Origin of the sequence: Pleionea litopenaei, assembly GCF_031198435.1 — a bacterium.
Taxonomy (GTDB): Bacteria; Pseudomonadota; Gammaproteobacteria; order Enterobacterales; family Kangiellaceae; genus Pleionea; species Pleionea litopenaei.
Map to the genome: position 1 here is coordinate 1,157,591 of NZ_CP133548.1, position 11,706 is coordinate 1,169,296.

The 11,706-nt window shown below is 42.2% G+C and carries 9 protein-coding genes; 2 read left to right on the plus strand and 7 right to left on the minus strand.

Annotated elements, in window-relative coordinates:
• Window positions 1-54 precede the first annotated feature (54 nt).
• Complete coding sequence (locus Q9312_RS05130; protein WP_309203509.1) at window positions 55-1,977, plus strand: DUF885 domain-containing protein; 1,923 nt, start codon at window positions 55-57, stop codon at window positions 1,975-1,977.
• A gap of 57 nt (window positions 1,978-2,034) precedes the next feature.
• Here Q9312_RS05130 and map read toward each other — a convergent pair whose 3' ends face one another.
• From map to Q9312_RS05145, 3 genes are read right to left on the minus strand one after another with little or no spacing between them, the layout of a single operon-like run.
• Window positions 2,035-2,781, minus strand: a complete 747-nt coding sequence (gene map, locus Q9312_RS05135; protein WP_309203510.1) for a type I methionyl aminopeptidase — start codon at window positions 2,779-2,781, stop codon at window positions 2,035-2,037.
• Between the two features lie 30 nt (window positions 2,782-2,811).
• Window positions 2,812-3,912: an isoaspartyl peptidase/L-asparaginase family protein gene (locus tag Q9312_RS05140; protein WP_309203511.1), complete on the minus strand. Its 1,101-nt coding sequence runs from the start codon at window positions 3,910-3,912 to the stop codon at window positions 2,812-2,814.
• Complete coding sequence (locus tag Q9312_RS05145; protein ID WP_309203512.1) at window positions 3,909-4,310, minus strand: MAPEG family protein; 402 nt, start codon at window positions 4,308-4,310, stop codon at window positions 3,909-3,911. Before Q9312_RS05145 ends, Q9312_RS05140 begins: the two co-directional genes overlap by 4 nt.
• A gap of 100 nt (window positions 4,311-4,410) precedes the next feature.
• On the opposite strand from Q9312_RS05145, the gene Q9312_RS05150 reads away from it, so the two are divergent.
• A complete protein-coding gene (locus tag Q9312_RS05150; RefSeq protein WP_309203513.1) occupies window positions 4,411-5,127 on the plus strand; it encodes a PepSY domain-containing protein in 717 nt (238 codons plus the stop codon).
• Window positions 5,128-5,199: 72 nt separating this feature from the next.
• Here the strand turns inward: Q9312_RS05150 and Q9312_RS05155 are convergent, their stop codons facing one another.
• The 4 genes from Q9312_RS05155 to Q9312_RS05170 all read right to left on the minus strand — a co-directional run bounded on the left by Q9312_RS05155 (window position 5,200) and on the right by Q9312_RS05170 (window position 11,558).
• Window positions 5,200-5,823, minus strand: a complete 624-nt coding sequence (locus Q9312_RS05155; RefSeq protein ID WP_309203514.1) for a peptidylprolyl isomerase — start codon at window positions 5,821-5,823, stop codon at window positions 5,200-5,202.
• A gap of 117 nt (window positions 5,824-5,940) precedes the next feature.
• Complete coding sequence (gene fabF / locus Q9312_RS05160; protein WP_309203515.1) at window positions 5,941-7,164, minus strand: beta-ketoacyl-ACP synthase II; 1,224 nt, start codon at window positions 7,162-7,164, stop codon at window positions 5,941-5,943.
• A gap of 89 nt (window positions 7,165-7,253) precedes the next feature.
• The gene (locus Q9312_RS05165; RefSeq protein WP_309203516.1) at window positions 7,254-9,335 is read right to left on the minus strand and encodes a putative bifunctional diguanylate cyclase/phosphodiesterase; all 2,082 of its coding nucleotides are present in this window, start codon (window positions 9,333-9,335) and stop codon (window positions 7,254-7,256) included.
• Window positions 9,336-9,401: 66 nt separating this feature from the next.
• Window positions 9,402-11,558 carry a carboxy terminal-processing peptidase gene (locus tag Q9312_RS05170; protein ID WP_309203517.1) on the minus strand — a complete coding sequence of 719 codons (2,157 nt, stop codon included), beginning with the start codon at window positions 11,556-11,558 and terminating at the stop codon, window positions 9,402-9,404.
• Window positions 11,559-11,706: the final 148 nt, after the last annotated feature.

Genomic DNA, 11,706 nt, shown 5'->3' on the forward strand with positions numbered 1-11,706 from the left:
CGCCCAAGTTTGGGCAATATAATTCTAATAACCGTTAAATTTTTGGGAGTATAAATGAGTATCCTAGGTTCAAACAATCGATTAGAGGGACACCGGAGCCCCATAATTAAAACCGTTGCAGCGGTTTCTTTGGCACTCTTGATCAGTGCTTGTGACAAAGCGGAGACTCAATCGACGTCGCCACAACCGTCGCCGCAACAAACGACTGCCGCCAATGACAATCAAGCATCACCGAATCAAGCAGAAGCGCAAAAAAGTGAATTAACCGAGTCAGAAAAAGCCAATGAACTCTTTGAAGAAATGTTCATGGCGGCGGTTATGCGCAGCCCTATGTACCAATCGTATTTAGGCATCAAACAAGATCAAGACAAATGGGATGATATGAGTGAGCAACGAGCACTCGACGATCTTAACATTAGCAAAGAAAATCTTAAAAAGCTGCGAGAATTAAATTTCGCTGCTCTAGACTCGCAAACTCAGTTGAGCTATCGACTACTCGAGCAGCAACTCGAAGATGAAATCAAAGATTTTAAATGGCGTCATTACAACTACCCGGTTAACCAAATGTTTGGCCTACACTCAGGCGTTGTTTCTTTGATGATCAATCAACATCGTATTGGCGATGTTACTGATGCAGAGGCATATATCGCTCGACTCAACGGACTCCCTAAACTGTTCAGCCAGTTGTCAGATAATTTAACTCTACGCGCAGACAAAGGTATTCTAGCACCTAAGTTTGTTTATCCTTATGTTATTGATGACAGTAAAAATATTATTTCTGGCGCGCCATTTGACGACGGAGAAGCCAGTCCCCTACTTCAAGATTTCTCAAGTAAACTCGACCAACTAGAACTGACGGCAGAACAGCGAGCAGCGCTAGATAAAGCAGCTAACGAAGCTTTGGTTCAGTCGGTTAAGCCAGCTTACCAGAGTTTAATTTCTACCTTAGAAAAGCTCTCAGATAAAGCCAATGATAAAGACGGTGTGTGGAAGTTTCCTGAAGGTGAAGCCTTTTACAACCGAGCGCTACAAAATACGACCACGACCGACATGACAGCAAACGACATTCATGAAGTTGGCTTATCAGAAGTTAAAAGAATCCACGATGAAATGCGTGTAATTATGAATAAAGTTGGCTTCAAGGGTACCTTGCAAGAGTTTTTTGTTCATATGCGTAACAGCCAGGAGTTTGTTTATGCTAATGACGAACAAGGTCGCAAAAAGTACTTAGATGAAGCCACAGCCCTAATCGATAATATGAAAACCCGCTTGGACGAATTGTTCATAACCAAACCAAAAGCGGATCTGATCGTCAAAGCGGTGGAACCTTTCCGTGAAAAATCAGCAGGAAAGGCCTTTTATCAACAACCGTCAATGGACGGTACTCGACCAGGTATTTACTACGCAAACCTCTACGATATGGAAGCCATGCCAACCTATCAGATGGAAGCCTTGGCGTACCATGAAGGTATACCAGGACATCACATGCAAATCGCCATAGCACAAGAGTTAAAAAACGTACCCAAATTTAGAAAGTTTGGCCGTTACACGGCTTACACTGAAGGCTGGGGACTTTATAGCGAATTAGTACCCAAAGAAATTGGACTCTATCAAGATCCCTATTCTGACTTTGGTCGTCTTGCTATGGAACTATGGCGAGCGTGTCGTTTGGTTGTCGACACGGGTATTCATGCAAAGAAATGGACTCGTGAAGAAGGCATTGAATTCTATGTAAACAATACGCCTAATGCTAAATCCGACGCGGTAAAAATGGTTGAGCGACACATTGTCATGCCATCTCAAGCGACCGCGTACAAAATTGGTATGCTCAAAATTGTTCAGCTTCGTGAAAAAGCGAAAAAAGCGATGGGCGATAAGTTCGACATCCGAGAATTCCATGACGTTGTATTAGCCAATGGACCAGTACCACTTACCGTTCTAGAAGATTTTGTTGATCAATACATTGCCAGCAAATAATCATTCTCTGGTTTGTTAAAAAAAGCCCGCGATGCGGGCTTTTTTATTTATCACGAATCAAACTTTCGTCAATATTTGGGGCGGATCTTTGCTGATAACCATAGTATGTTCAAACTGAGCCGAACGATTTCCTTTGCGCGTTGTTAATGTCCACCCATCACTGGCCGTTACCGTGCTAGTACATCGTGTCGATAAAAATGGTTCAATGGTAATGACCATATTATTTTCTAATTTGCGCTTGTCTCGTTTGTCATAATAGTTAGGTATCGTTTCAGGATACTCATGCAATGAACGTCCTATTCCATGGCTGGCTAAATCACGTAATGTTTTGTAACCTGACTTCTTTGCGACCTGCTCAATTGCGCGACCAATTTCATTAATGGGTACGCCTGCTCGAGCAATATTCATCGCTTCTTTCAACGCGGCTTTGGTTGTGTCTATTAGATGTTTGTGGGCAGCGTTAACCGGTTCAATTAAAAATGTATAACCCGTATCACCAAAAAATCCATTTCGTTCTGCGGAAACATCGATATTCACGATGTCTCCGGCACAAATTTTCCGCTTGCCGGGAATTCCATGCGCTGCCTCTTCATTCACACTGATGCAGGTGGTTCCCGGAAAGTTATACATCACTTGTGGCGCAGAGCGAGCACCGTGTCGAAGCAAAAAATCTGCGCCGATATTATCCAGCTCTGAGGTTGTCATACCTACTTTTATTGATTCTCCCATGTGCTGAACACACTTTGCGACAATGCTTCCAATTTGCTGCATCTCATGAAGCTCTTGCGGCGTTTTAATAATCAAAGAAACTCCTTATTATTGTCATTCAGTTGCTTAATTATTTTCGTCAGCTGCGCCATATATTGCGGTTACCACTTCACCTTTAGCATTAATGTAACCACGATACATTCCTGGCGTGTTAAAAGAAAAAATAGGTTCTCCGGTGCTAGACATTCCAACGATGCCACCTTCCCCATTCATGTTCTTCAACTTTTCTTGAATAACTTCGTCCGCCGCTTGTTGTAGCGATATCTTTTTATACAGCACCCGAGCACAAATATCATGCGCAACAGCTGCACGGATAAAGAACTCACCATGACCGGTTGCGGATATTGCACAGGCCTTATTATCAGCATAAGTGCCTGCGCCAATAATGGGTGAGTCACCGATACGCCCAAACTTTTTGTTGGTCATCCCACCGGTTGATGTTCCAGCCGCTAAATCACCAAATTGATCCAATGCCACAGCACCAACGGTTCCGAATTTTTTATCATCTGGCCAATCGCTAGAGTTCGATGTTTGAGACAACTTATTGCCCTCATCTTCAGACAGTTGCGAGGCATCTGGATCGGTTTTGAGCACATCTTGTAATTGCAACCATCGTCTTTCCGTGTAAAAGTATTTAGGATCGACTAAATCAAATCCCTGTTGCACTGCGAACTCTTGTGCTCGTTCACCACTGAGCATTACATGACTAGATTTTTCCATAACTTCTGCCGCTAGCAGAATGGGATTTTTAATTCTAGAGACACCAGTAATGGCACCTGCATTAAGATCACTGCCGCGCATAATAGACGCATCCAACTCATTGGTTTCATGATGAGTGTAGACAGCACCTTTTCCAGCATTAAACAGTTCAGAGTCTTCCATAATAACAATTGCTGCTTGCACGGCTTCAACACTCGACTTGCCTTGTTTTAACAAGGCATACCCGGTCTTCAACGCTTGTTCTAGCTTCTGGTGATACGCTTTTTCGAGTTCAGGGGTCATCTTACTTTTTAGAATAGTCCCAGCACCACCATGAATCGCAATCGCAATGGTTTTATTCTTGTCAGTCACATTATTGTTGTCAGTCGCGTTCTCTGCATGACTCATAAGCACTCCGCCGATTGCAAAACTTATCAATAGCTTTCTTAGTACCCTAAACTTTCTCATACCTGGCCTCCTAGAAAAAACAACGATAAGTTTGCGATGGATAAAACAAGAATCGATACCCAAGTGAACAAGGTTCCCCAAAACCGTCCGAAGGATACACCCGGGTTACTTCCTAGGCCCTGAGCATGCAACGCACGACCAATTACCAGTAACATTCCCATGGCGTGAGCAAGATAAGTATTACCTTGATTCGACTCAAAAATAGCCAGCAAAAGTAACGCAATTGGAATGTATTCAATCGCATTCGAATGAACACGAATGGCACGCTCTAAAGACTTTTCGCTACCACTGCCAATGCCAATTTTAAAACGGCGTCGTTGCCGAACAACTTGAAACGCCAAGACCAAAACCAATAAACCACACAAAGAGGCATAAAGCCCGGTAATCGGAAAACCCATAGCAAATCCCCAAGTATTAAAACAACTGAGTATACGACTTAAGTCAATAAAGTTAAACTCTGCTATAATCCTCGCAAAAAATGACTAAAGAATAACGAATATGGCTAAACCTATTGTTTGGATGCGCAAGCTTCACAAATGGATCGGATTGATTATCGGAATTCAAGTATTCTTATGGATTCTGGGTGGCACCGTCATGAGTATTTTGCCACTCGATCAAGTTCACGGAGATCACCTCCATAAGCCAGTAAAGCAGCTAGCCATCACTTCACAACAGCGACAAGCAGCCGGAGCCATTTTAAATACGCTAGACGCCCCTATTGTGGCCTACCAAGTCAAATCAGTCTTTAATCGCCCATTACTTGTTGTCAATACTGAATCTTCGCCCTCATTAGTGTTTGACCTCAATCATTCAAAACCAATAAATGGTATGACAGAGCAAGAAATTTCTTTGAACGCAATGAGCATATACACTGGCGATGGAAAGATCTCAGCAGTGTCTTTAATTAATGAAAGAACGTCGGAATACAAAAAGTCATTACCAGCGTGGCAGGTGACTTTTGATGATTCTACTGCGACGGCATTTTACTTTAACCCTCATACCGGTGAGTTAAACTCCGTTCGAAACCGACAATGGCGAGTATTTGATTTTTTCTGGATGTTGCACATAATGGATTATCAAGAACGAGAAAACTTCAACCACCCATTATTAATTATCTGTGCCTTAATTGCATTGCTTCTTACGCTGAGTGGCGTGTACCTGCTGGTCAAAGTTTTTTCTAAACGAGACTTCTCTTGGCTAACTAAAAAGCGCTAGTCAAAAAATGAGTTGCGGTCCTATTCATAGAGATAGTTCACAGAGATAGTTTACAGAGATAGTTAAGAAAATTTATTGACAAAACAAAGCGGATTCCGAAGCTTTAGGGTTCTTTATAAATTGAGCTTCTTGTAAGATCACAGGGTAAGCTGGCACTTGATCGCCAACATCTGAAACCTCTCCTACCGGTAACCTGGCGATCTCATCGACCACCTCCATTCCAGAAACAACTTCAGCGAACACGGCGTAGCCGAATCCTAAGTTGGTGTCATTGCGGTGATCTAGATGGCTATTGTCTTTCAAGTTGATAAAGAACTGGCTATCGGCGCTGTCTTTCGAAGTATATCTCGCCATCGCAACGCGTCCACGTAAATTTAAAACGCCGTTTTTAGCTTCATTAATAATGGGTTCTAAAGTCTCAATGGGTTGCATTTGTTTATCGTAACCACCGCCTTGAATAACATGATCTTTAGCGACTCGATGAAACAGAGTCCCATCAAAACGACCGCTTTCTACATAGTTTAAAAAGTTAGCCGTGGTTATTGGCGCGGCTTCGTTCATTAACCGCAAAGTGATTTCACCGTAGTTGGTTATTAACAAAACCAACTGGCAAGATTTTGATTCAGCTTTTAGTTCAGCACTCAAAAATACTAATAAAAGGAACAACAGGCCAATGGTAATTCTATTAATAGACATAAAGATTAGAATAAGAATGAATTTTTCTCAGACTAACACACTTTAAAAAATTAGAGTAGATGAAAGCAGCACTCGGCTGAATGCTGCACAGTAAAAGTATACTTAATACCCGAAGTTCTAAGCCACTTTTCCAAAAAGTAATGAGGCATTTGTTCCGCCAAAACCAAACGAGTTCGACATTGCATAATCAATCGATTTTTCACGAACCCGATTTGCCGTATACTCCAAATCACAATCAGGATCCGGTTGATTTAAATTAATGGTCGGCGGAATTTTTCGCTCATTGATTGCCAATATACTAAATATGGCTTCAGCCACTCCGGCAGCGCCGAGCATATGACCGGTCATTGATTTTGTTGAGCTAATCGAAAGTTCTTTAGCATGACCATTAAACAAACGTTTTATTGCGATGGTTTCTACCTTATCGTTTAGAGGCGTTGAAGTACCATGAGCATTAATATATCCAATTTGTTCCGGTGCGATTCCAGCCATATGCACAGCTCGCTCCATCGCTTGAAACTGTCCTTGCCCGTCTGCGGTAGGAGCCGTGATGTGATTGGCATCACTCGACGCACCAAAACCCACAATTTCACCATAAATAGTCGCTCCGCGACGAACGGCAGTCGCCATGTTTTCGAGGACTAAAATGCCAGCGCCCTCTCCTGAGACAAACCCACTGCGCGTTTTATCGAATGGTCTCGAGGCGGTTAGCGGATTATTCACTTCTACATTTAATGCATTCAACCGGACAAATCCGGCCAAACTCAAAGGTGTAATGGTAGCCTCAGATCCACCCGTGACGACCGCGTCGACTTCTCCCACTGCAATCATTTTACAAGCATCCATAATGGCATGGGCCGACGTCGCGCAGGCAGAACTCACACCATAACTAGGTCCTTTAAAGCCATATTTGGCCGATATAATTCCAGAGGCCATTCCAATCACTGATGAAGGTATGAAAAACGGCGTCACTCGACGAAACTTGCCACTCATTACTTTAGGGTATTCTCGCTCAATATTGCTAATACCACCTTGGCCCGAACCTACGACCACTCCAACATTACTGAGATCCTTTAAATTAGCACAATCGAGTGCTTCTTGAGCCGCGATGAGCGCATACTGAATAAATGGATCTAAGTGCTTTGTATCTTTACTGGGTAGATAATCGGCGATATTTTCTGACACTTCGGCGGCAATTTTGACCGGAAAGTCAGACGTATCAAACTTAGAAATAAAGCCAACGCCCGACTTTCCTTGTATTGCAGACGACCAATTTTTAGCAACGCCCACGCCAAGTGGCGAGACCATCCCCATTCCTGTAATCGCTATTCGATGATACATTGCAAATTCTCATTAGATTGACTCGACACAGTATTTGCCGAAAAGATGAACTTGCTATGGCAGTTTTATGGCGAACAAATGACAGTCAATTAAGAAGGCGAACTAACCACCGCTTTTTGCTGTAACAACAACTCCAACGCTCTTTCTTCAGTAATGGGGCGATACAAATCAAATCCTTGAGCTTCTTCGCAACCAAACTGCTTGATAAAAGCAAATTGTTCTGGCGATTCAATGCCCTCTGCGACCACCGTTTTCCCCAAACCATGAGCGAGCGAAGATATCGCTTTAACGATACTTGCAGAAGTGGCGTCTTCTTCTAGCGATTGAATAAAGGATCGATCAATTTTTATTTTATCGACAGGCAATTGCCGTAAGTAACTCATCGATGAATATCCGGTTCCGAAGTCATCTAATGCGACCGCAATCTTCAACGATTTTAATGCCGATAAAACATCAACACCCAGTTGTATATCTTGAATGGCGGTACTTTCGACTATTTCTAGCTGCAAACAATCAGGCGGAATATCGTATTTTTTTAACTGCTGTTCAATACGTACAGGTAATTCAGGATCTTGAAACAACAACGGCGATAGGTTAACCGATAAGTAGCTTGAATATTGATAATGATGATACCACTGACTAACGATTGAAAGAGATTTTTCTAATACAACACGATCAAGCTGAGGCATAAGATTCATTCGTTCGAGTGCCGGTAAAAACATCGCGGGTGACATTAAGCCTTCGGTTGGATGCTGCCAACGAACAAGAACCTCAAACCCGTTGATGTGCCCCGTATTAACGCTGACTAAAGGCTGAAAATGTAAAACAAACTGATCATGCTCAAATGCGTCTTTCAGCTCAAGCTGCAATTTTCGGTCACGTTCATGTCCTTCGCTCATCCATGTTTCATAATTGGTGGTTTGATTCCCACCTTCTGCTTTTGAGTGGTACAAAGCATATTCAGCACTTTTGATTAAACTTTCAGTTGTAATGCCATGGTCAGGAGCCAGTGAAATGCCGATCGAACAAGATACCTTATGCCTCTTTCCACCATCAGTTCTAAAGTCGCTTTCAAAAACCGACGCAATTTTGCTCATTAATAAATCGATGGTTGCTTGCTCTTTGATTCTTTCAAACACTAGACCAAACACATCTCCATCTAGTCGAGCAATCGATGACGCGGTTGGGCAATGATTTTGCAAGCGATTTGCAACCGACACTAAAACTCGATCGCCATCATTGAGCGTTGCGCTTTCGTTGATTTTTTTAAAGTCATCTAATCCAACCAAAACGAGCATAGTTTTAAAGTCAGAATTTCTTCGTTGAAAGGTATACTGATCGAGACGCTCAATAAATGTATTTCTGTTTAATAAACCGGTTAATTGGTCATGGTAATTTAAATATTTTACTTGCGTATCTATCGTATCAATTGTAGCTCGGTCAGTTTCTTGGTCCGTGAGCAGCAATGCAACGATGACCAAAAAATAACTGAGCCAGTTGATATATCCGAAACTGTATAAGTGATTGTGAGCACTCATATCATCAATATAAACATGGCTAGTAATCATTGAAACGAGAAGGGAAAGTGCGGCGATCATCAAGCAAACGGCGAGTGCTCGAAATTGATTACCTGTTTTACCAAATAAAAATAAGAATAAAGATAAGTAAGTCACCATGGCTAAAATTTTAGGCAACAGCCAAAAGTGAGCCGAATATTCAAATGAAGATAGAAAACGTCTTGGGTCATGAAATAAAACTAAGCTAATGGTGCCTACGACGACCGGTACAATGATGCTCAAAAACAAGGCTCGCCACTTTGCTGAACCGTGGGCATCAGGACTTTTCACCGCACTGCTATCGACACCTGATAAGGTGGCCGCTTGACCTATGATGGCTTTAGCAATTCCCCAAAGCTGTGCGGTATAAGCCAAATAAGCAACGACCGCTAGCATTAGTGTTAATACCAGGGAAATAGACCAATGATACAAAGCACTGGGTAACCAGATTTCCATCGCAAGATGGAAGATGGCTCCAATCAGTGAAATATTAATAAAGCCTTTATAGGGGAGCTTAACTAAGATAGACGACCAGTTAACACCAGCAAGCAAGATTAGCGCACAGAAAATGAAAAGCGCATTTAAGATGAAATAGTCGTTATAGGCTGCCAGCATGATCACATCACATATTCAAGTCAAAAAAAGGAAGGCTATGGCCTTCCCTTTTAATAGTCTAGACAATCAATGCTTTTCGGCAAGTTTTTTCCTGTTTTTCAGCACAATATAATCGGCCAATATATTCCCAGACTCTTGCAGTCTAAAATCATCTTCTTCAAAGATCTTCTCGTCGAAATCTTTCAATGATTCAACTGGCTTCAAGCCTTTGTCAACCAGTCGCTGGTTAATCCGTTTTAAGCGTTTCGCTTTTTGTTCATCAATTTCTTTGCGACGCTCAGTCAGACTCAAGGAAATATCTTTATCATCTTTACGAGCTAAATATTCCTCAATATCCTTTTGCAGATAAGAAAACTCTTTGCTTGTCGCGCGACGCTGCAAGTGGCGTTCGTTGAGAGCGCCAATCACACCTTCAAACCGATTCTCAGGCTTAAATTTGGCTTTCGAAATCGTGTCCCAAGCAAGGGCGTTCTCATAACTGCTTTCGCCAAATTCTTCTGGACTAAACGCACTTGGAAACTGAATATCTGGCACAACACCACGGTGTTGAGTCGTCTCTCCAGACACTCGATAAAATTTTGACGTAGTCAATTTTAAGTGACCCAGCTGAGAATCTCTGAGTGACCGATAATAATTTAAGTCGATCATGCTCTGCACAGTCCCTTTTCCAAAGGTTTGTTCACCAATAACGATTCCACGACCATAGTCTTGGATAGCTCCAGCAAAAATCTCTGATGCTGAAGCACTACCACCGTTAACCAATACAGCTAAGGGGCCGTTATAGACGATACCCGGTTGATTATCGTCGAAAGAAGTCACTTGATTGCGTGAGTCTCGCTGTTGCACCACAGGACCTTGGTCGATAAACAAGCCAGTCAACTCTACGGCTTCATCTAACGCTCCACCACCGTTATTACGTAAGTCAATGATAAGGCCATCGATATTCTCTTTCTCGAAAGCTTTCAGAAACTTTTCGACGTCACGGGTTGTGCTTTTGTAGTCATCTAATCGCAACCGGTTTTTTGCATCCCAATCAACATAAAACTTAGGAATCTCGATAACACCAAAGGTTAACTGTTGATTATTCATATCGACTTTAATGGTTTCAGACTTTGCCGATAGCTCTTCAAGTTTCACCTGCTCACGCGTTAGGGTAACAACTTTCGTCTCGCCACCCACTTCTCCCTTTGGAAGAATTTGCAATCGAACTTTAGAGCCCGCTTCCCCACGAATTAAATCGACAACATCATCCAAACGCCAGCCCACAACATCTTCAATCGGCTCTTTACCTTGGCCAACACCAACAATCCGATCGCCTTCTTGAATTTGCTTCGATTTCTCTGCTGGCGCTCCTGTTACAAGCTTATTCACTTTGGTATACACATCATCCATTTGTAAAATAGCGCCAATACCTTCTAGAGAAAGCTTCATTTCAATATCAAAATTCTCGGCTTCACGAGGTGAGAAATACGATGAATGCGGCTCAACCGTTAAAGCAAAGGCATTCATAAAATATTCAAACACATCTTCGCTTTTGTTTTGTTCAATTCTTCTTTGCGCCATTTTATAACGCTTAACCAAAATCTCTTTGGTTTCTTCCCAAGATTTATCGGCCAACATCAAGCTTAGGGCTTCCGCTTTGACTCGCTTTCGCCATAGTTCATTCAACTCTTGCAGTGATGTCGCCCAACCACGATCTTCTCGATCAAAGTGATAAGATTCTTGCTTTTGAAAGTCAAATGGCTTTTCTAACAACTCAATCGCATAGTTGTACCTTTCTAAAGTTCGAGTTTGAAACACTTGGTACATATCGAATGCAGGCTTCAGTTGACCGCTGATAATGCTGTCGTCGATCAACTTACGATATCGTTGGAAGGATTGTACGTCGTCGGCATAAAAATAACTTTTATTACCATCTAGAAGCTCGATGTACTTTCCTAAGATTTGCTCAGATAGAGCATCATTACTCTCTAGATTGGTTTTCAAATAATGTTCACGAGCAATTAGCAATGCAATCATACGACTGACACTGCTATGAGATGGCAAAGGCATCAAGCTTTCGACAGATGTTGGGGTATTGAGTAAAGCTTTGTCACGATTGTCTTTGGTAGCGGCTTTGTTCTCGAGAACGCCTTGTCCAAATAGAGCTAATGGAACCGCAACTCCTAGTCCTACAATAACGGACTTCATCAACGAATAGCTTTTTTTAGCTTGAAACATCATAACTTCCTAGCGTTATTTCATGGATTTTGATTGAGCCAAATTGAACAAAGTTGGAACAATCGTATCGAACTCACAATGCAATTCTCTTACCTTGCAATTCTCAAACCTTACAAAGGTCAGGCAATGCCTCGCTCGATGCCGAATCGAG